21 protein-coding genes and 1 tRNA gene are annotated in these 22,189 nt (G+C 71.6%); 9 read left to right on the top strand and 13 right to left on the bottom strand.

The genetic code is table 11. From position 1 onward, the window contains the following. Positions 1-99 precede the first annotated feature (99 nt). Complete coding sequence (locus ABZ860_RS10630; RefSeq protein WP_357217991.1) at positions 100-1,317, top strand: cytochrome P450; 1,218 nt, start codon at positions 100-102, stop codon at positions 1,315-1,317. Between the two features lie 6 nt (positions 1,318-1,323). Here ABZ860_RS10630 and ABZ860_RS10625 read toward each other — a convergent pair whose 3' ends face one another. The 3 genes from ABZ860_RS10625 to ABZ860_RS10615 all read right to left on the bottom strand — a co-directional run bounded on the left by ABZ860_RS10625 (position 1,324) and on the right by ABZ860_RS10615 (position 3,316). Then, positions 1,324-2,328, bottom strand: a complete 1,005-nt coding sequence (locus tag ABZ860_RS10625; protein ID WP_357217989.1) for a DUF2332 domain-containing protein — start codon at positions 2,326-2,328, stop codon at positions 1,324-1,326. 251 nt (positions 2,329-2,579) lie between these two features. Beyond that, positions 2,580-3,083 carry a GNAT family N-acetyltransferase gene (locus tag ABZ860_RS10620; protein WP_357217987.1) on the bottom strand — a complete coding sequence of 168 codons (504 nt, stop codon included), beginning with the start codon at positions 3,081-3,083 and terminating at the stop codon, positions 2,580-2,582. Between the two features lie 104 nt (positions 3,084-3,187). After that, positions 3,188-3,316 carry a hypothetical protein gene (locus ABZ860_RS10615; RefSeq protein WP_357217985.1) on the bottom strand — a complete coding sequence of 43 codons (129 nt, stop codon included), beginning with the start codon at positions 3,314-3,316 and terminating at the stop codon, positions 3,188-3,190. A gap of 38 nt (positions 3,317-3,354) precedes the next feature. Here ABZ860_RS10615 and ABZ860_RS10610 point away from each other — a divergent pair, with 38 nt between their 5' ends. After that, positions 3,355-3,672 (top strand): hypothetical protein, encoded by a 318-nt coding sequence (locus tag ABZ860_RS10610; RefSeq protein WP_357217983.1) that lies wholly within the window; start codon positions 3,355-3,357, stop codon positions 3,670-3,672. Positions 3,673-3,819: 147 nt separating this feature from the next. Here the strand turns inward: ABZ860_RS10610 and ABZ860_RS10605 are convergent, their stop codons facing one another. Continuing rightward, complete coding sequence (locus tag ABZ860_RS10605) at positions 3,820-4,533, bottom strand: TetR/AcrR family transcriptional regulator (protein WP_357217982.1); 714 nt, start codon at positions 4,531-4,533, stop codon at positions 3,820-3,822. 62 nt (positions 4,534-4,595) lie between these two features. Between ABZ860_RS10605 and ABZ860_RS10600 the strand changes: the two genes are divergently transcribed. The 3 genes from ABZ860_RS10600 to ABZ860_RS10590 all read left to right on the top strand — a co-directional run bounded on the left by ABZ860_RS10600 (position 4,596) and on the right by ABZ860_RS10590 (position 9,468). After that, a complete protein-coding gene (locus ABZ860_RS10600; protein WP_357217979.1) occupies positions 4,596-6,083 on the top strand; it encodes a hypothetical protein in 1,488 nt (495 codons plus the stop codon). 85 nt (positions 6,084-6,168) lie between these two features. Continuing rightward, positions 6,169-8,094 (top strand): Xaa-Pro dipeptidyl-peptidase, encoded by a 1,926-nt coding sequence (locus ABZ860_RS10595; RefSeq protein ID WP_357217977.1) that lies wholly within the window; start codon positions 6,169-6,171, stop codon positions 8,092-8,094. Positions 8,095-8,211: 117 nt separating this feature from the next. After that, positions 8,212-9,468, top strand: a complete 1,257-nt coding sequence (locus ABZ860_RS10590) for an endonuclease Q family protein (protein WP_357217974.1) — start codon at positions 8,212-8,214, stop codon at positions 9,466-9,468. A gap of 120 nt (positions 9,469-9,588) precedes the next feature. Here the strand turns inward: ABZ860_RS10590 and ABZ860_RS10585 are convergent, their stop codons facing one another. After that, positions 9,589-9,972: a type II toxin-antitoxin system RelE/ParE family toxin gene (locus tag ABZ860_RS10585; protein WP_357217972.1), complete on the bottom strand. Its 384-nt coding sequence runs from the start codon at positions 9,970-9,972 to the stop codon at positions 9,589-9,591. Positions 9,973-10,123: 151 nt separating this feature from the next. Next, positions 10,124-11,044, bottom strand: a complete 921-nt coding sequence (locus ABZ860_RS10580) for an oxidoreductase (RefSeq protein WP_357217969.1) — start codon at positions 11,042-11,044, stop codon at positions 10,124-10,126. A 101-nt stretch (positions 11,045-11,145) separates the two neighbouring features. Here ABZ860_RS10580 and ABZ860_RS10575 point away from each other — a divergent pair, with 101 nt between their 5' ends. Further along, positions 11,146-12,126: a helix-turn-helix transcriptional regulator gene (locus ABZ860_RS10575; RefSeq protein WP_357217966.1), complete on the top strand. Its 981-nt coding sequence runs from the start codon at positions 11,146-11,148 to the stop codon at positions 12,124-12,126. On the opposite strand, the gene ABZ860_RS10570 is transcribed toward ABZ860_RS10575, so the two are convergent. Next, entirely contained in the window at positions 12,078-13,349 is a 1,272-nt protein-coding gene (locus tag ABZ860_RS10570) for an alpha/beta hydrolase (protein WP_357217963.1), read from the bottom strand. The two genes, ABZ860_RS10575 and ABZ860_RS10570, sit on opposite strands and share 49 nt — an antisense overlap. A 164-nt stretch (positions 13,350-13,513) precedes the next feature. Beyond that, positions 13,514-13,587: transfer RNA gene (locus ABZ860_RS10565), tRNA-Lys, on the bottom strand. Positions 13,588-13,710: 123 nt separating this feature from the next. On the opposite strand from ABZ860_RS10565, the gene ABZ860_RS10560 reads away from it, so the two are divergent. After that, entirely contained in the window at positions 13,711-14,559 is an 849-nt protein-coding gene (locus ABZ860_RS10560) for a MoxR family ATPase (RefSeq protein ID WP_357217960.1), read from the top strand. Next, positions 14,556-15,911: a VWA domain-containing protein gene (locus ABZ860_RS10555; protein ID WP_357217957.1), complete on the top strand. Its 1,356-nt coding sequence runs from the start codon at positions 14,556-14,558 to the stop codon at positions 15,909-15,911. Before ABZ860_RS10560 ends, ABZ860_RS10555 begins: the two co-directional genes overlap by 4 nt. A gap of 75 nt (positions 15,912-15,986) precedes the next feature. Here ABZ860_RS10555 and ABZ860_RS10550 read toward each other — a convergent pair whose 3' ends face one another. Next, positions 15,987-16,754: a nuclease-related domain-containing protein gene (locus ABZ860_RS10550; RefSeq protein ID WP_357217954.1), complete on the bottom strand. Its 768-nt coding sequence runs from the start codon at positions 16,752-16,754 to the stop codon at positions 15,987-15,989. Positions 16,755-16,951: 197 nt separating this feature from the next. Here ABZ860_RS10550 and ABZ860_RS10545 point away from each other — a divergent pair, with 197 nt between their 5' ends. Further along, positions 16,952-17,554, top strand: a complete 603-nt coding sequence (locus ABZ860_RS10545; RefSeq protein WP_357217952.1) for a TetR/AcrR family transcriptional regulator — start codon at positions 16,952-16,954, stop codon at positions 17,552-17,554. Here ABZ860_RS10545 and ABZ860_RS10540 read toward each other — a convergent pair whose 3' ends face one another. From ABZ860_RS10540 to ABZ860_RS10525, 4 genes are read right to left on the bottom strand one after another with little or no spacing between them, the layout of a single operon-like run. Further along, positions 17,555-18,745 (bottom strand): acyl-CoA dehydrogenase family protein, encoded by a 1,191-nt coding sequence (locus ABZ860_RS10540; protein ID WP_357217949.1) that lies wholly within the window; start codon positions 18,743-18,745, stop codon positions 17,555-17,557. Continuing rightward, a complete protein-coding gene (locus tag ABZ860_RS10535; protein WP_357217946.1) occupies positions 18,724-19,896 on the bottom strand; it encodes an acyl-CoA dehydrogenase family protein in 1,173 nt (390 codons plus the stop codon). Before ABZ860_RS10535 ends, ABZ860_RS10540 begins: the two co-directional genes overlap by 22 nt. A 6-nt stretch (positions 19,897-19,902) precedes the next feature. Further along, the gene (locus ABZ860_RS10530) at positions 19,903-21,108 is read right to left on the bottom strand and encodes an acyl-CoA dehydrogenase family protein (protein ID WP_357217943.1); all 1,206 of its coding nucleotides are present in this window, start codon (positions 21,106-21,108) and stop codon (positions 19,903-19,905) included. Then, the gene (locus ABZ860_RS10525) at positions 21,108-22,058 is read right to left on the bottom strand and encodes a phosphotransferase family protein (protein WP_357217941.1); all 951 of its coding nucleotides are present in this window, start codon (positions 22,056-22,058) and stop codon (positions 21,108-21,110) included. The genes ABZ860_RS10530 and ABZ860_RS10525 overlap by 1 nt, the downstream gene beginning before the upstream one ends. Positions 22,059-22,189: the final 131 nt, after the last annotated feature.

Below are 22,189 nucleotides of genomic sequence, written 5' to 3'. Positions count from 1 at the left end.
ACGGTCATGATCCTCGGTGTCCGCGCGGACCGTTCACGTACCGGCCGGAGCCGATCAGTATGACGGGAGGAACCCGATTCCGATCACGGGAGGCCCGGCATGTCCGACGCGCTGCTTCGCGACCCCTACCCCGTCTACGCGAAGGCCCGCGAGACCCCCGGGCTGACCTTCCTCCCCGAGATGAACGCCTGGCTGGTCGCCAGGGACGCCGACGTGCGCGAGGTGCTGCGCAGTCCGGAGGTCTTCTCCTCGGCCAACGCGCTGCGCGGCGACTTCGTCCCCGAGCCGTCCGTGCTCGCCGAGCTCGGCAAGGGCGTCGGCGGCGCGCCCATCGTGGTCACCTCCGACGGGGCGGCGCACCAGCGCTACCGGGCCCCGCTCGTCCGGGGGCTGTCACCCGCCCGGATCGCCGCGGTCGTACCGTTCATCCGGGAACGTGCCGAGTCACTCGTGGACGCCTTCGCCTCGGCGGGCCGGGCTTCCGCCCAAATGAGCAGGGTCGAACTGGTCCGCGCGTACGCCAGGAGGCTGCCCGGCGAGGTGATCGGGCGCCTGCTGGGCCTCGACCCCGAGCACGTGACCTTGGCGGTCGAGACCGGCTACCGCGCCGAGGAGCTGTTCTTCCTCCCGGTCGGGGAGGAGGGGCGGATCGCCGCGGCCCGTGAGGTCGTCGCCCTGCAGCATCTGCTCGACGAGTACGCGCGAAGCCGCCGGGAGGACCCCCGCGACGACCTGTGCACCGAGATGGTCCGCGCGCTCGCGCCGGGCGCCGGGCCGTTGACGCGGGAGCAGCGGGCGGAGCTGGTGTCGAACCTGCAGAACCTGCTGATCGCCGGTCACCTGACCACGACGGCCCTCATCTGCACCGCGGTGCTGCATCTGCTGCGGCATCCGGCGCAGTGGGAGCTGCTGTGCGCCCGGCCCGGCCTGATCCCCGACGCCGTCGAGGAGGCCGCCCGGCACGACGCCCCCGTCCAGGCCTTCCGCCGCGTCACGACCCGGCCGGTGACGCTCGCGGGCACCGACCTGCCCGAAGGCGCCGCCGTCCTGGTCGCGTACGGCTCCGCCAACAGGGACGAGGCCAGGCACGACCGGCCCGGCGACTTCGACGTCACCCGGCGCGCCCGGCGTCACCTCGCCTTCGGGCACGGCGTGCACTCCTGTCCGGGGGCTCAGCTCGCCCGCGAACAGGTGCGGATCACCCTGGAGATCCTGACCCGGCGGCTGCCCGGGCTGCGGCTCGCGGAGGACCGGCCGGTCGTCATGGCCCCCACGCTCATCCACAGGGGCCCGGAGGAGCTGTGGCTCACCTGGTGAGGCCGGTCAGGCGAGCCAGTCCAGCCACTCGCCGTGCGGCCCGGCCATCGCGAGCGGCTCGCCGTCGAGCGCGGGCAGGAAGGCCAGCCGCCTTTCCGGCAGGTCGGCCGTCAGCTTCGGAAGAAGCGAGGGCAGCCGGGGCGAGCCCTCGTTGGAGATCCACCGCACCGGCAGGCCCCCTGCCCGCAGACTCCGTACGAGCGCCACGAAGCGGTCCCGCGCCTCGGCGTCCAGGTAGGGCATGACCGCGCTGTGGAAGACGACGACCGTCGCCCCGGCGGGCGCGGCGGCGACGAGATCGGGCAGGGCCGCCGCGGCGTCCCCGCGCACCAGGCGCGGCGGGTCTTCCCGCGCCATCCGCACCGCCCCGCGCAGCCGCGCGAGCCGATCCTCCTGTTCCGGCCAGACCAGGCACTCCAGCCAGCGCGTCGCCTCGTCGTCGCGTACGTCGATGGGATTGAGATCCAGCCCCGCCCGCCACACGACCTCGGGGAGGCGCTCCGGCACCGGCACCTTCCCGTTCGTCCGGCAGGAGAGCAGGACCGGGCTTTCCGCCGGCCCGATCTCGGGCCCGTCGTCGTAGCGGTAGCGGTAGCGATCGGGGTAGAGGCACAGCCCCGCAGAGGCGCCGACCTCCACGAGAGCGAGCGGCTGCGGCAGCGTCGCCAGCACCGGCAGCAGGCTCGCGCACCGGCCCGCCTCGTTCGTCTGCGTCCGCCGGGTGAGCATCGTCTCCCGCACCTCGGCCCAGTGGCTCACGGTCCACTCCCGGAAGCGGCCGAACTCGTCGTACGGCCCGCCGAGGAAGCGCACGGCGGCCAGCAGCAGGTTGGGCTGCCGCTTCGGCTCCGGCAGGCCGTCGATCAGTTCGAGCAGCCCGGGATCGGCGGCGACGCCGAGAGCGAGCGCCTCGTAGGCGGGACTGTGCCCCCTGACCTCCCGCTCCGCGAAGTACCGATACCACTCCGCCGTGTCCATGCCCGCCTCCACGAGGAACGCCGAAGAATCCATGAAACCAGGGCGAACCCCGCCCGCGCCGGGGACCCCGCTCCCGGTGCCGTTTCCGGCGCGAACTCACCGAGACGAACGCGTCGCGGTCAGCGTCCGCCCATCGGGTGACGGCGTCACCCAGGCGATCGCCTGCCAGTGCGCTCCGCGGACATTCGCCGTCATGGCGAGCGCCACGAATACCAGCAAGGCGGACACGGCTATGACACCGGGCTTCTTGAGGCTGTGTGACAAGCAGCGGTCCGCGAAACAGGTCACCTGGCGCTGCGCTCCCATGCCCACACGCGCTCGCCGTCCTCGACCTGGTCGGTGGGCAGCAGGCCGATCCGGCCGGCCACCGTCATGGACGCGTGGTGATCGGGGTGGATGTGGGCCTCGATGCGGGCGACACCGCGCGCCCGCAGCCACCCGGCCAGGGCGGCCGCCGCCTCCGAGGCGTACCCCCGGCCCTGCCAGGGGGTCCCCACGACCCACGCCACCTCGGCCCGCCGCCCCTCGTCCACTACGGTCGCCTGGACGTAGCCGACCGCCCGCCTGTCGGTGTCGCGACGGATGATCCAGTTGAGCCACTCCTGCCGCCCGTCCGGGGACCGGCCGGCTTCGAGCGCGGCATACCGGGCGCGCAGCTCGGCCGGGGTGGGCGCGGCGCCGCCGATGAAGGCGTACAGGTCCTCCCCCGCCAGCACCTCCGCCATCTCGTCGGCGTCCTGCACTGTCAGCGGCCGAAGGGTGAGCCGTCCCGCCGCGATGGTTTCCATGCGCCGAAGTCTCCCCCGTCCCGGCCCCGTACGCCCAAGCGGTTTTCCTGACGGCCGTCCGAAGGAATAGTGGGAGCCGGTCGACGCCCAGGCGGAGGATGGGATCACCCCTCCGTCACGGTGACCGCGGTGGTCACGCGTAACGGCGCCGGCCCGGCCGCCAGTCCGGCCACGTCGGGCACCGCGCCCTCCGCCGCACGGCCCGTGCAATGGAGCGGAAAGGCCCAGCTCACTTACGACGCCTTGGACCTCGATCTGGTGCCTCCGGAAGGTGGAGCGATTCGATCCCACCGGGGATTTCACGCTCGTCGGTTACTATCCGCCGAATCTGGACGCCTCGGTCAAATCACTGGCCACGTGGAACAAGAAGGACGATCCCTCGCCCGCCGACTGCGAATCAGGGCTCGCGCTGCACGAGCTCACCGATCAGGGCTCCCTGCCTCTCACCGCGGGCGGCGGCTTCTGTTTCAGGACGAAGGACAACCAGGGCGGGCACCTGGGTTTCCTGCGCATCCTCACGGCGAAGAACGCGGACAAGAACGGCGCCCAGGTGAGCGCCGTCGTCTGGGGCCCGGCCGACGGCGACTGAAGCCGCGCGCCCTCGGGCAGGAGCCAGGACGACGGCCGGTGAGGCGGTCGCCGCCTTCCTCGCCCGCTGCGCCCGGGCTTCCAGTGAGGAGCACTTGTGCAGCGCCTTGAAGAACAGCGAGAAGTCCCGGGTCGCGGTTAGCGGCGCTCATCCCAGGCGGGCGGCGATCCCGTCGAGGACGAAGTCGAGCCCGATCGCGAAGCGTTCCTCGGGCGGGGGACCGGCCGGGTGGGTGAGCCATTCCGTGAGGTGAGGCAGGCCGCCGTCGGCGGCGGCCAGGTCGCGGAGCGTCGCGATGGCGGCGTACCGCCGGGCGTCGTCGTCCAGGCCGTGACGCCGCTCCAGGCGAGCCTCCTCACTCTCCTGGAGGGCGCTGCCGAGAACGTGCCGGTCGATCAGCGCCGCGTAGGTCATCGCATCGCCGACGGTCGCGCCCTGCCGTACGAGGACGGTGAGCATGAACTCCAGCCGGCGCATCATGTGCGGGCCGGCCGGAGGGCGGGCGTGGACCAGCACGGCGAACCAGGGGTGCCGCGACGTCATCCGCCGGGTCTCCAGCGCGAGCGTGCGCAGGTCGCCGCGCCAGTCGCCGCCGGGTTCCGCGGGAAGCGGGATCTCGGCCGTGGCCGCGTCGAGCATGAGGTCGAACAGGCTCTCCTTGCTCTGCACGTGCCGATAGAGCGCCATCGGCGAGTACGGCCCGAGGCGGGCGGCGACCGCCTTCATCGTCAGGCCGTCCAGTCCTGCCTCGTCGGCCACCCCGATCGCCGCCGCCGTGATCTTCTCCCGGTCGAGCCCGCGCCGCCGCGTCGGCGGCTGGGTCCAGATCAGCGGGAACCCGTTCGTCTCTCCCTCGCTCACATCGTTAGTTTACGCTATACATTTGAGTGTACGGCATAAACTCTCCAGAATCGGAGGCACTGATGACGCAGACGGCGACCGACGCGTACGACCCGCCGGGGATCCGGCTCGGCATCGTGAGGGGCGTCAGCTACGGCCTGTTCGGCCCACCCGGCACGTTCGTCCCCCAGGCCCGATCGCTGGGGGCCGGGATCGTGCGGGCGTACGTGTACTGGAGCCAGATCGAGCCAGAGCCGGGCCGCTACCGCTGGGACGTGGTCGACGCGTTGCTCGGCCAGCTCGACGGCAACGAAGAGGTGTGGATCACGCTGTGCTCCAGCTCCCCGTGGGCGACCCGGACGCCGACCGACTTCCTGCCGCCTTCCCCCGCGCACGACCTGAACGCCTACGCGGAGTTCGTACGCCGGGTGGTGGGCCGCTGCGCCGGCCGGGTGCGCTACTGGCAGTGCGACAACGAGCCGAGCAACACCGACCTGCTGTGGGCCGGGACCGCCGACGAGTACGTCGCGCAGCTCAGAGTCATGTACGCCGCGGTCAAGGAGGCCGACCCCGCGGCCGCCGTGGTGCTCGGCGGGTGCGGCTACGACGTGCTCTCCGGCGAAACGGGAAGCGAGCCGTGGCGCTTCTTCGAGCAGGTGGTCTCCGCCGGCCGTGACGCCTTCGACCTGTTCGACGTGCACCTGTACGGCGACGCCGCCGCGGTCCCCGCCCACATCGAGGCCGTGCGGGAGCTGATGCGGGCACACGACTGCCTCCGGCCGGTGGTGGTGGGCGAGTATGCCGCGCCCGTGCCGTTCGAGTTCCCCGACGCCCAGGCCGCCATGTACGAAGTGCTCGCCGAGGCCTTCGCCGGGGGCGCACAGGTGCAAAGCACCGAAGAACTATCCGCCAGGGCCCGGCAGGACACTCCCGAACGACGGGCCATGGCCGCGTTGTACGCGCGGATGCCGCAACTGCCGGCCCGGCTGCGGATGTTCATGGAGGGATGCCCGCCCGAGCTCGAGGCCAGACGACACCGGATCAACTGCCGCCAGCTCGTCGCATGCACCCTGCAGGCGCTCGCCGCCGGAGTTCACCGCACCCTCTACTGGAACCTCGCACCCGAGGCCCCAGGACCGGCCGACCCGCTGCAGATCATGCATCTGATGTTCGGCAAGCTCGCCATGCTCGGCTACCGGGACGGCGAACTCGCCGTCCGGCATCCGGCGGCGGACACCTTCGCCCTGCTCGCCGCGCAGCTGGAGGGGGCCCAGCGGGTGACCCGCGTGCGGCCCGCCGATCCGCCCGGCCTGTACGCGTTCGAGGTCGAACGCGCCGGACGGGGGCCGCTACTGGTGCTGTGGGACCGGCGCGACATGGTCGACGGGGAGGACCAGCCGCCCGTCCCCGTCTCCTGGCCCTGGGCCGCCTCCACCGCGACCGCCGTGGACGCGTTCGGCGAGCCTCACGCCGTCGAGGTCCGCGACCGGCGGCTGCGCGTGGCCGTCTCCGACACGCCGGTGTTCGTCGGCCCCGCAGACCACCTCTGTCACACAGCAGGATCAAGGTGATGTCGATCACATAAAGGGATCTTGTCGGCATTCGGGCACGCATGGAGATTTGCGGAGGATTCCACACCCCCTCTGGAGGCTCTCCGTGCTGTTACGAGCAGCCATCGCCGCGGTCGCCGTGACCGCGATCGGCGCGGTCCCGGCCCACGCGGCCGCCGGGCCGGCCATCACCGTCGACCAGGGACGGACCCAGCCGGTCTTCTCCTACGCCGACGCCGTCCGCGAGCACGTCTACGTCGAGTCGAGCGTCGACAGCGACTCCGACGGCCGCCTCGACCGGGTCAGGGTCGACATCATCAGGCCCAGGGAGTCGGGGCCGGGGCTCAAGGTGCCGTCGATCATCGACGAGAGCCCCTACTACGACAACTCCGGGCGCGGCAACGAGTCCGAGCGCAAGGTGTACGACGCGGCGGGCGAGCCCGCCAAGTTCCCGCTGTTCTACGACAACTACTTCGTGCCGCGCGGGTACGCCGTCCTCAACGTCGACATGGCCGGCACCACCAAGTCCGACGGCTGCCCGGACGTGGGCGGCAAGGCCGACGTGCTGGGCGGCAAGGCGGTCGTCGACTGGCTGAACGGCCGCGCCCCCGCCTACCACGACGACGGCTCCCCCGCCGTCGCCGACTGGAGCACCGGCAAGGCCGGCATGATCGGCAAGTCGTACGACGGCACACTGGCCAACGCGGTCGCGGCGACCGGGGTCGAGGGCCTGGAGACGATCGTCCCGATCTCCGCCATCAGCTCCTGGTACAAGTACCAGCGCTCCAACGGCGTCATCTACAACTACAACTACATGTCGTACCTGTCCCGGGTGATCGACACCGACCCGGCCGCCAAGTGCGCGGCGAAGCGGGCTCAACTGGACGTCGACGCCGACGACGCGACGGGGAACTACAACGGCTTCTGGGCCGAGCGCGACTACGTCGCCGGGTCGCTTGGCGACGCGTCGAAGGTGCACGCCAGCGTCTTCGTCGTGCACACGGTCAACGACCTGAACGTCAAGCCCGACAACTTCTCGGTGTGGTGGCAGGCGCTCGCCGACCGGAACGTGCCGCGCAAGATCTGGGTCGGCCAGTATCAGCACGTGGACCCCTTCGACTTCGAGGGGCGCCGCGACCTGTGGGTCGACACGCTGCACCGCTGGTTCGACCGCTGGCTGCTCGGCGTGGAGAACGGGATCATGCGGGAGCCGCGCGCCGACGTGCAGGTCGGCCCGGCCGAGTGGATCACGCAGCGCGACTGGCCGGCGCCGGCCGCCTCGACCCACTTCCTCCGCCCGTCCGCCGATGGTTCGCTGAGCCTCAACCCGGGCAAGAACGGCGAGACCGCGAGCTTCACCGACATCCGCCAGTCGGAAGACGCGATGGTCGCCGACGCCGGCACGGCCAAGCCCGGACGCATCTCCTTCACCACCGGTGAGCTGCCGCGCGACCTGCGCATGTCGGGTACGCCCGAGGTGGACCTGCGGGTCTCGCTCGACAAGCCGACCTCGAACCTGACCGCGCTTCTCGTCGACTTCGGCGAGGACACCCGGGTCGACTGGCGCCGTGGACAGGGCATCACCACCCTCGCCGAGGAGGACTGCCACGGCGACAGCACCGCCTCCGACGACGCCTGCTACAAGAAGGTCGTCACCAACCTGGCCACCAGGCCCCTGGAGGTCGTGGCCCGCGGCTGGATCGACGCGCAGAACCGCGACTCGCTCTCCGAGTCGTCGCCGCTGACGCCCGGTGCGTACGCGCAGGTCACGTGGAAGACGCTGCCGCAGGAGTACACGTTCAAGAAGGGCCACAGGATCGGCCTGGTCATCGCCGGGACCGACTCGAACTACAGCGGCGAGCGGGCCACCGGCACGACCGTCACCGTCGACCTGCACAAGAGCCGGGTGGAGATTCCGCTCGTGCTCGGCGTCGGCCAGGCGCTGAACGGCGGCGACATTCCCACGGACAAGGGCACCTGGCACGGCCCCCAGCAGATCGACCTGCCGGTGCCGGACAACAAGCTCTACTGATCCCCTGACCGTCCTCCGGCGCCGGGACCCCCGTCCCGGCGCCGCACGGCGGGTGTTTGGACCTCTCCTGACCGGCAAGCGGGTAGATCCAGGGTCAAGCCGACGGGAGAGGTCACCGTGCGTTTCCACGCCGACCTGCACATGCACTCCAAGTACGCCTACGCCTGCAGCAAGAACAGCGACCTGGAGCAGCTCACCTGGTGGGCCCGGCGCAAGGGCGTCACGCTCATGGGCACGGGCGACTTCACCCATCCGGCCTGGCTGGACAGGCTGCGTACGGCCCTGGTGCCGGCCGAGCCGGGGCTGTTCCGGCTGCGCGACGACCTCGACCGCGCGGTCGCGGCGACGCTGCCGGGCAGCGTGGCCGCCGCCCCCGTGCGGTACATGCTGTCGGTGGAGATCTCCACCGTCTACTCCCAGGGCGGCCGCTCCCGGAAGATCCACCACCTCGTCTACCTGCCGGGATTCGACCAGGCCGAGGAGTTCGACCGCAGCCTCGCCAAGGTCGCCGACCTCGGCGTGGACGGCCGGCCCACCGTACGCATGAGCTCCCGCGACCTGATGGAGGCCGTCCTGGCCTGCGGCGAGGGCGCCTACCTGGTGCCGGCGCACGTCTGGACGCCGTGGTTCGGCGTGCTCGGCTCGAGATCGGGGTTCGACAGCCTCGAGGAGTGCTTCGGCGACCTCACCGAGCACGTCTTCGCGCTGGAGACCGGGCTGTCCGCCGACCCCGCGATGATGTGGCAGGTCTCCGGCCTCGACGGGTATCGGCTGGTCAGCTACTCGGACGCCCACTCGCCGCCCATCGTCGGCCGGGAGACCACGATCTTCGAGACCGACCTGGACTACTTCGCGATCGAGCGGGCTCTGCGCACCGGCGACGGCCTGTGCGGCACGACCGAGTTCTTCCCTGAGGCGGGCAAATACCACGTCGACGGCCACCGCAAGTGCGGCGTGCGGCTCGACCCGGACAAGACGCGCAAGCTCGGCGGCCTCTGCCCGATCTGTGGCAGGAAGCTCACGGTCGGCGTGCTGAGCAGGGTCGAGGACCTCGCGGACCGCCCGGCGGGCGGGAGCCCGCGCGGCGCGGCGGGCTTCCGCAACCTCGTCCCGCTCCCGGATCTCGTGGCCGAGACCCTGGGGGTGGGCCCGAAGAGCAAGAAGGTGGGCGTGGAGACCGACAGGCTCGTGGCCGCGCTCGGGCCCGAGCTCGCGATACTCGGCGACCTCCCCCTCCATGACATCGCCGCCTGCTCGCCGCGGCTCGCCGCGGCCGTCGGCCGCCTGCGGAACGGTGAAGTGACCAAGGACCCCGGCTACGACGGCGAGTTCGGCACGATCCGCACCCTCGACCCGACGGCCTCGCGATCCTGACGCCAGGCCCAGAGAGGCCCACACGCTCCCAGATGACCTGTGCGCTGCCAGGGGCTCGAACTTGGTTCAACTATGCGGCGTGGGCCTCGAACCACAGCGAGCCCACGTCGTGACCGGGGGTCAGACGGACGTCGGCCTCAAGAGCGGCGGCCAGAAGCCGGAGTAGCGGCACCGTCGGCGCCGTTTGATCGCGCACACCTTCTGCGCCCGGACCGCCCGATCGATCTGCCGCTGATCATGCTGTCTCGTCTTATGAAAGACAGTGAGCAACACGATGGTCCTTCGTGAAGTACACCGCGTTACCCGTGCCGCAACGTCCCGAAGACGAACGCGCAGTTCCCAGACAGGACCCTCCAGGTGATCCGACCAAGGCCCGCCGAGCTCCGTGCCCTTCTCCGCGAGCAGACCGGCCACCTCGTCGACCCGCTTGAAATCGCTGTCGCTGAGGTTGTCGAGCCACTGCCGGACTTCTGGCTCGATCTCGAAGCCGTACAGCTCACGCACCGCTGGAGGACCTCCTCTACAGATGGCGCCGAGCGTAGCCAGGCCGCTTATGTCGATTGCCGGATTCCGATTTCTCGACCCGGCCGATCGCCAGAATTGCGGTGGCCTGCGAAGAAAGTGATCCGCACCCTCGGCGACCCAGTGCGTCAGGTTAGAGGTAGGTGACGCCGGTCAGCGCCTCGGCGGCGGTCCACAGGCGCCGCCCGACACTCGGGTCGGCCGCCTCCGTGCTGGGGCGGACCTCCACGACCCGGCCGCGCGTCTCCCAGAGGCCGGACGGTCCGAAGAACTGACCGCCGCGCACGCCGGGCGCGGTCGCGGCGAAGAGCTGGGGCAGGGCCCCCCGCTCGGCCGGCTGCGTCACCAGCAGCCCGATTCTGGCGAAGATCCGCCCGGCCCGGGGGCGGTACTCCCAGGCCCGGGGGGTGAGATTGCTTCGGGACAGCCCGGGGTGGGCGACGACGCTGACGACGGGCGAGCCCGCGGCGCGCAGGCGGCGGTCGAGTTCGAGGCCGAAGACGGTGGTGGCGAGCTTGGAGCGGCCGTACGCGCGACTGGCGTTGAAGTCGCGCCGCGACATCAGGTCGTCGAAGTCGAGGTGGGCGTTCTTGTGGGTGATCGAGCTGAGGCTGACCACCCGTGCGGCGTCCGCCCGGCCGAGGCTGTCGAGCAGCAGGCCGGTGAGGGCGAAGTGGCCCAGCATGTTGGTGCCGAGCTGAAGCTCGAACCCGTCGGCCGTCGTGCGGGCGGGGCCGAGGAGGACCACGCCGGCGTTGTTGACCAGCAGATCGATCGCCGGGAAGCCGGCGGTCAGGTCCTTCGCGAACGCGTGCACGGACGCGAGCGAGGCCAGGTCGAGCTCCCGCACCTCGATCTCGGCCCGGGGCGCGGAGCGCCGGATCGCCTCGGCCTCCCGCTCGGCGGCGACGGTGTTGCGCACGGCCATCACGACGTGCGCCCCGTGCCGGGCGAGTTCGGTCGCGGTGACCAGGCCGAGTCCCGAGTTCGCGCCGGTGACGACGGCGACCCGGCCGTGCTGATCGGGGATGTGACTGGCGTTCCATTCGGTCATGGCGACGACGCTAGGCCGCGGCCGCCGCAGTTCGGTCGTACGCGTCTGCCTGGGAACGGCAGACCTACCTTCGGCGCGGACCGCACCGGCAGACTGTCGTCATGGCCGTCGACCATCCCTACGCCCGTGAACTCGGCGACTTCCTGCGTGCCCGGCGCGGCCGGTTGCGCCCGCAGGACGTCGGCCTGGAGCCGGGACCCCGGCGCAAGGTGACCGGCCTGCGGCGCGAGGAGGTCGCGCTGCTGGCCGGGCTGAGCACCGATTACTACCAGCGCATGGAGCAGGGCCGTGAGGTGCGGCCCTCCGACGAGGTGCTCGACGGCCTCGCCTCCGCGCTCGACCTCGACGACGAGGAGCGGCGGCATCTGTTCACCCTCGCGCGGGCGGCACGGCGGCCGGCGGCGGTCCGCACGCGCCGCGCCCCGGAACGCGTCCCGGACAGCACGCGGCGCCTGCTGCACGTCATGGGCACTCCCGCGGTCGTGCTCGGCCGGCACCTCGACGTGCTCGCGTGGAACACGCTCGCCGAGGCGCTGCTCGGCGATCCGGACACCCTGCCGCCGGGGCGGCGGAACATGCTCATGGCGCTGTTCGAGGATCCCGGGACCCGTGCGCGCTGCCCCGACTGGGAGGCCACCGCCCTGCAGTACATCGGCATGTTGCGGGCCGCCGTCGCGACCGATCCGACCCACCCGCGCGCCACGACGATCATCGGCGAGCTGAGCATCCGCAGCGCGGACTTCCGCCGGCTCTGGGCCCGGCACGAGGTGCGTGAGACGGTTCACGGGACGAAGCTGTTCCGGCACCCCCAGGTGGGCGAGGTCACCCTCGACTGGGACGTCTATCCCCTGCCCGGCAGTCCGGGGCCGGTCCTGCTCGTCTACACGGCCGAGCCCGGCTCCTCCGACGACGAACGCCTCCGGCTGCTCGCGTCCCTGCACGCCACCCGGGAATCGCGCAAAGCCCAGGCCGGACGGCCCGGGCTTCCCGAGGTGCGCGCCGCCAGGGACTCGAACCCCGGAGCCGGCCGTTCCTATCGGCAGGTCTTCGTCTCCGGCGAGCAGAACCCGACCTCGGGGTAGCGCATCGAGGGCCGGTCCAGCAGGGGCTGCGGCCTACCGCCCAGGTGCAGGTCGAAGAAGGCTCGGACGTACCTGCGGGTGATGTCCACCGAGCGGCTTCCAGCGAGCTCGCTGCCGAGGTCGACGCCGATCTGCTGGGCCAGCAGGTCGTAGTCGCTGAAGGACGGGTGCACCGCTCCGGCCACCACCAGCCAGCGCTTCCATCCGGTCAGGTGCGCCCAGTCGCGGTCCCAGGTGGCGTCCTCGCCACCCGGTCTGTGTAGCGGCTGACCCAGGAACAGGAACGGGCGCGCCACCCCGCTCGCCGGGATCGGGGCGAACATGAGGCCGTCCATGTTGATTCCGGCGCGCACCCGGGAGTCCTTCAGCATCGTCTCGGCGGCGCTCGCGCCTCCGAGGGACGTGCCCGCCATCGCGATCCGGGACGCGTCGATCAGGGAGGCGCCCTTCCACCTGGCGTGTGGACCGGTCAGCCGATCGATCACGAAGGAGACGTCGACCGCCCGGTTCTCCACCGCCTTCTCACCGAAGTCGTCGATGCCGTCGAGTTCGCATGCCGCGCAGGTGGCCAGCCGCCCGTCGGGGAACGTGGTGGCGAAGGTCTCGTACGTGTGGTCGATGCCGGCCACCACGTAGCCTCTGCTCGCCAGTTCCTCGGCCAGGGCGGTGAGCGAGCTCCGGGGGTCGGTGAAGCCGGGAGACAGCACGACAAGGGGCAGGGTGTGTGCCCGTCCCGCCGGTTCTGCGCCGCTGAACGCGTGGGTCCGCGTTCTGCTCAGCACGTCGGACGGCACGCCCGTCACCCCCTTGCCCTTCAGGATGAGCTCCGACTCCTTGGGCGTCACGTAGGGCGCACGCCGTCCGTTCCGGGACCTCGCCGGATACCAGAGGGAGACCATGAGCTCCCTCGACTTGGCCGAAGGGACCCAGGGGTCGGGGCGCGAGGTGTCCTTCAGCCACAGGGACGTCGTGCCGACCGGATGGGGACCGGTCGGCTCGGGCAGATACGGCGTGCTGCGCGGCGTGACCGACGAGCCGACGGAGGCGTATCCGGGAGAGGCGGACGCCGGCGTCCAGGAGGCGGGGACCGCCAGGGTGAGCAGTCCTGCGACCGCGGCCAGGCCGGCCCGCAGGATCGGAGTCCGGAGCGTCGGCTTTCCACTGCTCCGACGGCTGGTGGGGGCCCCGGCTCTCGGCGCGGCATGCGGGTTTCTGTATGGCATGGTCTGATCCTGCGAGGCCCGCGCCTGGCGCGGCATCGGCCGAAGGTGCGGTCGGCGCCGCTCGACTAGCACTTTCGGCCGGTTCGGAGCCCCGGCCGCCGCCGGCACGATCAGCGAATGACGAAAGCCCAGGCCGGATGTACCGGCCTGGGCTATCGACAGGGTGCGCCGCCAGGGACTCGAACCCCGGACCCGCTGATTAAGAGTCAGCTGCTCTAACCAACTGAGCTAGCGGCGCAGAGCTCTTAGAGGTTATCGCAGCCCTCACAGCACTCCAAATCAGAGCAGGACAGTCCAAATCAGAGCCGTCGAAATCGGGCTAGAGTAGAACAACATTCGGTATCAGCGGTTGGGAGCGCACATGTGGTTCGCCTCGCCTGACGAGGTCCGGGAGCGGCTGACGGCCGTCGACTACCTTGCCGACGACGGCATCGCGACATCGGTGTTCCTGGCCGGGGCGCTGGGCAAGCCGCTGCTGGCCGAGGGACCGGCGGGAGTGGGCAAGACCCAGCTGGCCAAGGCCGTGGCGGAGGCCACCGGCGCGCGGCTGATCCGGCTGCAGTGCTACGAGGGCCTGGACGAGGCCCGGGCGCTGTACGAGTGGAACTACAAGAAGCAACTGCTGCGCATCCAGGCCGACGACGGGGCCTGGGACGACATCTTCTCCGAGGAGTTCCTGCTCGAACGCCCGCTCCTGAAGGCGATCAGGAGCGAGGAGCCCACCGTGCTGCTCATCGACGAGACCGACAAGGCCGACGTCGAGGTCGAGGGGCTGCTGCTGGAGATCCTCTCCGACTACCAGATCACGATCCCCGAGCTGGGCACGATCACCGCCGCGCGCCGGCCCTACGTCGTGCTGACCTCGAACGCGACCCGCGAGCTGTCGGAGGCGCTCAAGCGGCGCTGCCTCTATCTCCACCTCGACTACCCCACGCCGGAGCGGGAGCGCGACATCCTGCTCGCGCAGGTCCCCGGGCTGCCCGCGAGCATCGCCGACCAGCTCGCCCGCACGGTGGCCACGCTTCGGGCGCTGGAGCTGAAGAAGTCGCCGTCGATCGCGGAGACCGTCGACTGGGCGCACACCCTGCTCGCGCTGGGCCGTACGGAGCTGGACGAGGCGCTGATCGGCGAGACGCTGGGCGTGGTGCTCAAGCACAACTCCGACCAGGTGCGGGCCGCCAAGGAGCTCGGCCTGCCGTCCCGGTCATGACGGCTCCGGCGTCCCTCGTGGACCGGCACGTGGGGTTCGTCCACGCCCTGCGGGAGGCCGGGCTGCCGGTCTCCCCGGCCGAGGGGCTGGACGCGGCCCACGCGCTCATGGTCATCGACCTGACCGAGAGGGAGACGCTGCGTGAGGCGTACGCCGCCACGCTGGTGAAGCGGCCCGCGCACCGGCCGGGGTTCGACCTGCTCTTCGACCTGTGGTTCCCGCCGGTGGCCGGTCGGACCGAGAACGACCCCGCCGTGGAGGACGCCGCGCTGCCCGAGCTTCGCGAGCGGCTGGCGGAGCTGCTGACGGGCGATCCGGCCGACCCGGCGTTCCGGGAGTTCGCCCGGGCGATGGTCGGGCGGTTCGGGCAGGTCCAGGCGGCCCCCGGCAGGCAGTCGTGGTTCTCCTTCCCGGTGCTGCGCGCGCTATCGCCCGAGACGCTGGTGGCCCGGATGCTGAACGCCATGCTCGACGAGCGGGGCGGCCTGCCGGAGAAGGTCGCCCGGCAGCACATCGCGCGGACCATCGAGGCGTTCACAGAGGCCGTCGCCTCCGACGTACGCCGCAGGATCGCCGAGGAGTCGGGCATCGAGAAGATCGCCAGGTCGGCGGCCCGGCCGCCGATCGACCGGGTCGACTTCCTGCGCGCGACCAAGGAGGAGCTGGCCCGGCTCCGCCGGGAGGTCTACCCTCTCGCCCGCCGCCTGGCCACCCGGCTGTCGATCAGGCAGAAGCGGGGCCGGCGCGGGCGGCTCGACTTCCGGCGCACCGTGCGGGCCTCGCTGTCCACGGGCGGGGTGCCGCTCACCACCCACCTGCGCCCGCCCCGGCCGCACCGGCCCGAGCTGGTCGTGCTGTGCGACGCCAGCGACTCGGTCTCGACGTTCTCCCACTTCACCCTGTTGCTGACGTTCGCGCTCCGGGAGCAGTTCACCAAGGTGCGGGCGTTCGCGTTCGTGGACACGGTGGACGAGATCACCGGCCTGTTCGCCCCGGGCGCGGACGTGCTGGACGCCATCGGCCGGCTCACCGAGGAGGCCGACATCGTCAGGTTCGGCCGCACCGACTACGGCCACGTGTTCGAGCGCTTCGCCGAACGCTTCCCCGACGCCGTGGGCCCCCGGACGTCGCTGCTGATCCTGGGCGACGCCAGGTCCAACTACCAGGTCCCGGCGCTGGGCACGCTGAAGCGGCTGGCCGGGCAGGCCAGGCACGCCCACTGGCTCAATCCCGAGCCCCGGGCCCAGTGGGACACCGGGGACTCGCTCGCCACGTCGTACGGCTCGGTCGTCCCCATGCACGAGTGCCGCAACGTCGCCCAGCTCGCCGCGTTCGTCGAGACGCTGGCCTGAATCGAGACCCTTCGCCCGAATCGATTCCGGCCCGTGTCCGCGTGCTCGGCTCACGCGTGCTCGGCTCGTGCGTGCTCAGCTCATGCGGCGCAGGATGCGGGCCGCCGTACGGGCCAGCAGGTCGATCTGCTCCTCGGTCAGCTCCATGGAACCGTGGGTGCGGATCCAGCGGGCCACCCTGCCCGGGTAGGCGACGGTGAGCCCCTCCCCGTGCAGCACGCCTCCCCTGGCCTTGATCTTCCCGCCGTGCACGGCGAGCACCGGGGCGATGGAGAGCTCGATGCCGGTCTCCTTGGTCAGCAGCGCGGCCATCGATCCGGCGGCGGAGATGAGGCCCTTGGCGACCGAGGTGCCGAACTTCTCGTCGAAGAACAACCGCTCGCCGTACCGCGCGATCAGGGTGTCGGGCGACCACGCCTCGTTGTCCACGATCCACAGGCCGCCCGGCCCGATGACAAGGTGGTCGATCGACGCCTCCCCGGGCACGGCCCGGCCGTCCATCACCCGGTAGCCGTGGCGGCGCAGCCCGAGCCGCAGCAGCCGCCCGGTGCGCACCTCGCCGCGGCGCTTGCCCCGCCACACCGCCGTACGCTCGTGCAGACGCCAGGCGATGAACAGGTCGGTGCCGCCCGCGAGGGCCGCCAGCCCGAGGCCGGCGGCGAACATGTTCAGCCCGAGCCGCGGGCCCACCAGGTTGCCGACGACGAACCCCGCGAGGGTGATCGCGGCCCGCACCCGGATCCGGTTCTTGCGTCCGGCGAACCAGAACGTCTCGTACAGGTTCTGCGGCGAGGCGCCGGTGAACTTCTCGTCCTTCGGGACGTAAATTGACCCATTCGGCACGCGAACCCCCCACACTAGGCATGCGGCTTTCTCCGGGATACCCGAGCGGGAATCCCAACCCTCCTAAGGTGAGGGAAGTAGCGCAGTTACGCCAGTGCCGACACTTGACCGACCAGTCGGTATGCTTGAGCCGAGAGACGAAGGAGGTCGGCATGGCCCGCCGCGCAGCTGGAGAGCACCGCGTAACGGGGGATCGCGTGAACGGGGAGCGCCCCGCCGGCGGATCCCTGGAGGAGCCGGTGCGGCAGCGCCTGCTCGCCGAGGCCACCCGGCTGTTCGCCGAGCGGGGTTTCGAGAGCACGTCGGTGCAGGAGATCGTCGCGGCGGCCGGCGTCACCAAGGGCGCGATGTACCACTACTTCGATTCCAAGGACGACCTGCTCCACGAGATCTACGCCCGGGTGCTGCGCCTGCAGATGGAGCGCCTCAACCGGTTCGCCGACGCGGAGGGCCCGGTGGCCGACCGGCTGCACGCGGCGGCGACCGACGTGGTGGTGACCACGGTCGACAACCTGGACGACTCGAAGATCTTCTTCAGGTCGATGCACCAGCTCGCGCCGGAGACGTACAAGAGCGTGCGGGCCGAGCGGCGGCGCTACCACGAGCGGTTCCGCGACCTCGTCGTCGAGGGGCAGCGCGACGGCGTCTTCCGCGACGACATCCCCGCCGAGATGGTCGTCGACTTCTTCTTCGGCTCGGTCCACCACCTCGGCACCTGGTATCACCCCGAGGGGCCGCTGACCGGCCAGGAGGTCGGCCGCCACTTCGCCGACCTCCTGCTCAACTCGCTTCGACCCTGATCACGCGGGCGCCGGGAGGTCCGCAGGACCGGCCAGCGCCTCACGGTGGTCGCCCGGCGTGCCCAGCGCGATCTGATCGGCCTTGGCCCGCTTGAGGTACAGGTGCGCCGGGTGCTCCCAGGTCATCCCGATGCCGCCGTGGAGCTGCACGCACTCCTCGGCGGCGTGCACCGCCACCGCTCCGCAGTGGGCCTGCGCCACCGCGACGGCCACCGCCGCGTCGTCGCCGAGCGGGCCCGCCGCGGGCGCCTCCGCCAGCCGTGCGGCCGCGTTGCGGGCCGCCGCCCTGGCCCCCACGATCTCCAGCCACAGATCGGCGAGCCGGTGCTTGACCGCCTGGAACGACCCCACCGGCCGGGCGAACTGCCTGCGTTCCTTCACGTACGCGACCGTCGTGGTCAGGCACCACTCGGCGACGCCGAGCTGTTCGGAGGCGAGGAGCCCGGCGCCCCGCACCAGGGCCTCCCACACCCACGGCACCCCGAGCCCGTCGGCCCGCGCGACGACCCGCGCCGGCGCCGACGCGAACGACACGGTCGCGATGGGCCGGGTCAGGTCGAGCGAGGTGACCGTCGTCACCCGGACGGCCCCTCGGACGGCTGAGGACGCCTCCACCGCGCACAGCCCCACGCCCTGCGAGAGCCGTACCGGGACGAGCAGGACGTCGGCGACCTCCGCGCCGATCACCCCGGTGACCGTGCCGGTCACCGTGCCGTCCTCGCCGAGGGCCGGCCCGTCTCCATGGCCCGGGGCCGGCGGCGCGTACGGCGAGGCGGCGAACGACACCGCGAGCGCGGCCGTCGCCTCCCCGGCGGCCAGGCGCCTCAGCAGTTCGCCGGCCACCTCTCCCCCTGCCACCAGCAGGGCCTGGGTGGCGAGGACGGCGCTGCTGAGGAACGGCACCGGAGCCACGGCGCGGCCCAGCTCCTCCAGCACGACGGCGGCCTCGCGGGCCGACGCCCCGCCGTGCCGGGAGGCGGCGCCGCCGAACTCCTCGGGGATCAGCAGCCCGGCCACGCCGATGTCGCGGGCCAGCGCCTTCCACAGCTCCGCGTCGTACGGCGTGCCGGACTCCACACGGTCGAGCACGGCGGACGGGGAGCACTTGTCGGCGAGCAGGCCGCGCACGGCGGTCCGCAGCTCCTCCTCCACCTCCGTGTACAGCAGCGTCATCGGGGGAGGTCCTTCCATGCGACGTCCTTGTCGGCGCGTGGCTCGGCGGGCAGGCCGAGGACGCGTTCGGCGATGATGTTGCGCAGGATCTCGGAGGTGCCGCCCTCGATCGAGTTGCCCTTGGCGCGCAGGTAGCGGTAGCCCGCCTCGCGGCCGATGAAGTCGACCTTGTCGGGGCGGCGGAACGTCCAGTCGTCGTAGGCCAGGCCGTCCTCGCGCAGCATCTCGACCTCGATGCCGGACAGCTCCTGGTGCAGCCGGGCGAAGGCCAGCTTCATGCCCGACCCCTCCGGTCCCGGGTGCCCGGCGGCGAGCTGCTCGCGCAGCCGCACGGCCGTCAGGCGCATGACCTCCGAGTCGACCCAGAGCTTGAGCAGCCGCTGGTGCAGGTCGTGGGTGCGCAGCTCGGGCCGGGAGCGCCAGGTCTCGGCGACGACGCCCATCATCGTGCGCCGGGCGGGGGCGCCGCCGATCGCCACCCGCTCGTTCATCAGCGTGGTCTGCGCGACCCGCCAGCCGTCGCCCACCTCGCCCAGCCGCAGCGAGTCGGGCAGCCGCACCCCGGTGAGGAAGACCTCGTTGAACTCGGCCTCACCGGTGATCTGGCGCAGCGGGCGCACCTCGACGCCGGGGGCGTGCATGTCGCACACGAAGTAGGTCAGCCCCCGGTGCTTTGGCACTCCCGGGTCGGTGCGGGCCACGAGGATGCCCCAGCGGGCGGTGTGCGCGCTCGACGTCCACACCTTCTGGCCGTCCACCACCCACTCGTCGCCCTCGCGTACGGCGCGGGTGGCCAGCGTGGCGAGGTCGGAACCGGCGCCGGGCTCGCTGAACAGCTGGCACCACACCTCCTCGCCCGTCCACAGCGGCCGCAGGAAGCGCTTCTTCTGCTCCTCGGTGCCGAAGGCGAGGATCGTCGGGGCGGCCATGCCGAGGCCGATGCCGATCCGGCCCGGCTGGTTGTCGGGCGTGCCCTTCAACTCCCGGTCGGCCACGGCCTGCAGTTCCCGGGGCGCGCCGAGCCCGCCGAGGCCCTGGGGGAAGTGCACCCAGGCCAGCCCGGCGTCGAACCGGGCGCGCAGGAACTCCAGGCGGTCCATGGCCGCCGGGTCGTGCTCCCCGAGGAAGGCTCTGGCGCGCTCGGCGACCGACGCCTCATCCCATGCCACGACACATCACCCCATGTATTTCTTGAGCTCGCGGTAGGCCAGCGACCGCTTGTGGACCTCGTCGGGGCCGTCGGCGAACCGCAGCGAGCGCGCGCCCGCCCACAGCGCCGCCAGCGGGAAGTCCTGGCTGATCCCGCCGGCGCCGTGCGCCTGGATGGCCTTGTCCAGGATCCACTCCACGGTCGCCGGACCGGCGATCTTGATGGCCTGGATCTCGGTGTGCGCGCCCTTGTTGCCGACCGTGTCCATCAGCCAGGCCGTCTTCAGCACCAGCAGGCGCAGTTGCTCGATGCGCACCCGCGACTCGGCGATCCAGTCCTGGATCACGCCCTGCCGGGCCAGCGGCTTGCCGAACGCCTCCCGCGTCAGCACCCGGCGGCACATCAGCTCCACGGCCCGCTCGGCCATGCCGATGAGCCGCATGCAGTGGTGGATGCGGCCCGGCCCGAGCCGGGCCTGGGCGATGGCGAACCCGCCGCCCTCCTCGCCGATCAGGTTGTCCACCGGCACGCGTACGTCCTCGAACACCACCTCGGCGTGGCCGCCGTGGTCGGCGTCGTCGTAGCCGAAGACCGTCATGCCGCGCCGTACGGTGAGACCGGGGGTGTCGCGCGGGACGAGCACCATGCTCTGCTGACGGTGCTTGGGCGCCTCGGGGTCGGTCTTGCCCATCACGATGAAGACCCGGCAGCCGGGGTTCATCGCGCCGGTGATGAACCACTTGCGGCCGTTGACGACGTACTCCCCACCGTCCCTCCTGATGGAGGTCGCGATGTTCGTCGCGTCGGAGGAGGCGACGTCGGGCTCGGTCATCGCGAAGGCCGACCTGATCTCGCCGGCCAGCAGCGGCTCCAGGTACTCCTTGCGCTGCCACTCGCTGCCGAACTCCGCCAGCACCTCCATGTTGCCGGTGTCGGGGGCGGCGCAGTTGGTGGCGGGCGGCGCGATGGCGGGCGACCTGCCCATGACCTCCGCGAGCGGCGCGTACTGCAGGTTGGTCAGTCCCGCGCCGTGCTCTCCGGGCAGGAAGAGGTTCCACAGGCCGCGCGAGCGGGCCTCGGCCTTGAGGTCCTCCAGCAGGGGCGGCGGGCTCCACCCACTGGCGGCCGCCTGTTCGTGGAAGGCGTGCTCGGCGGGATAGACGCACTCGTCCATGAACTCCAGCAGCCGCTCACGGTAGCGGTTCGTGGTCGCGTCGAACCCGAAGTCCATCAGACCTCCATGAGCCCGCGGGCGACGATCGGGGCGACCTGATCGCCGACCTCGGCGAAGCCCTCCCCCACCGTAAGCCCCTTCGTGTATCGGAAATGGATGCCCTCGGCGATCACCGCGAGCTTGAAGCAGGCGAGGCCGACGTACCAGCCGAGGCGGGACAGGTCGCGGCCGGACGCCTCCCCGTAGTGGGCGGCCAGCTCTGAGCTGGGCGGCACCTCCCCGGCCGTGCCCCGGTCGAGCGAGGCGACCTCGCCGTACAGGAGGAACAGCGCCAGGTCGGTGAGCGGGTCGCCCAGCGTGGACATCTCCCAGTCGAGCACGGCCCGCACCTCGCCGTCGGCGATGAGGGTGTTGCCCAGTTTGAAGTCACCGTGGACGATCGCCGGCCTGCCCGACGCGGGCACGTCGCGGGCGAGCCGCTCGTAGAGGTCGTCGATGCCGGGCACCTCCCGGCTGCGCGAGGCGTCGAGCTGCCGCTTCCACCGGGCGACCTGCCGCTCCAGGAAGCCGTCGGGCCTGCCGAAGTCGCCGAGGCCGACGCTCTCGGGGGTGATCGAGTGCAGCGCGGCCAGCACGTCCACCAGCCCGTGGGCGAGCGCCGGGGTGAGCGGCGGCTGCCCGCCCTGGACGTGCTCCATCACGTAGAAGGGCGCGCCGACGATCTCGGGGTCCCGGCACAGGTGGTAGGTGCGCGGCACCGGAACGCCGGTGTCCTGGAGCGCGCTCATGACCCGGTATTCGCGGCCCATGTCGTGCGCCGTCGCCAGGACGTGCCCGAGCGGCGGCCGCCGCACGACGTAGGTGCTCATGCCGTCCCTGACGACGTACGTCAGATTGGACTTGCCGCCCACGATCAGCTCCGCGGTGAGCGGCCCCGCGGTCAGGCCCTCGCGCCGGAGGTGCTCGGCGAGGCGGGTGAGGTCGAGGCCGGGCGGGTCAGCGTTCACGCCGTCAGCGTACCGACCAGACGGTATGTATGTCGACACGGTCACGGCGAAGTGGTCGCGGTGAAGTGGTCCTCGCCCTTTCGCCCCAAGTGGCCATCCGCTCGCGGCGCAGGCCGGCGATAACGTCGGGC

It is taken from the genome of Microbispora sp. NPDC046973, assembly GCF_040644495.1.
GTDB lineage: Bacteria > Actinomycetota > Actinomycetes > Streptosporangiales > Streptosporangiaceae > Microbispora.
Note: the sequence above shows the minus strand (reverse complement) of the source record. Positions and strands in the feature narration are given on the sequence as shown.

Excerpts from the sequence above, each read along its gene's own strand:
- ABZ860_RS10580 (WP_357217969.1), bottom strand. The coding sequence starts at position 11,044 with ATGACCGAATGGAACGCCAGTCACATCCCCGATCAGCACGGCCGGGTC.
- ABZ860_RS10575 (WP_357217966.1), top strand. The coding sequence starts at position 11,146 with ATGGCCGTCGACCATCCCTACGCCCGTGAACTCGGCGACTTCCTGCGT.
- ABZ860_RS10630 (WP_357217991.1), top strand. The coding sequence starts at position 100 with ATGTCCGACGCGCTGCTTCGCGACCCCTACCCCGTCTACGCGAAGGCC.
- ABZ860_RS10555 (WP_357217957.1), top strand. The coding sequence starts at position 14,556 with ATGACGGCTCCGGCGTCCCTCGTGGACCGGCACGTGGGGTTCGTCCAC.
- ABZ860_RS10625 (WP_357217989.1), bottom strand. The coding sequence starts at position 2,328 with ATGGATTCTTCGGCGTTCCTCGTGGAGGCGGGCATGGACACGGCGGAG.
- ABZ860_RS10530 (WP_357217943.1), bottom strand. The coding sequence starts at position 21,108 with ATGGACTTCGGGTTCGACGCGACCACGAACCGCTACCGTGAGCGGCTG.
- ABZ860_RS10620 (WP_357217987.1), bottom strand. The coding sequence starts at position 3,083 with ATGGAAACCATCGCGGCGGGACGGCTCACCCTTCGGCCGCTGACAGTG.
- ABZ860_RS10570 (WP_357217963.1), bottom strand. The coding sequence starts at position 13,349 with ATGCCATACAGAAACCCGCATGCCGCGCCGAGAGCCGGGGCCCCCACC.
- ABZ860_RS10560 (WP_357217960.1), top strand. The coding sequence starts at position 13,711 with ATGTGGTTCGCCTCGCCTGACGAGGTCCGGGAGCGGCTGACGGCCGTC.
- ABZ860_RS10600 (WP_357217979.1), top strand. The coding sequence starts at position 4,596 with ATGACGCAGACGGCGACCGACGCGTACGACCCGCCGGGGATCCGGCTC.
- ABZ860_RS10540 (WP_357217949.1), bottom strand. The coding sequence starts at position 18,745 with ATGGAAGGACCTCCCCCGATGACGCTGCTGTACACGGAGGTGGAGGAG.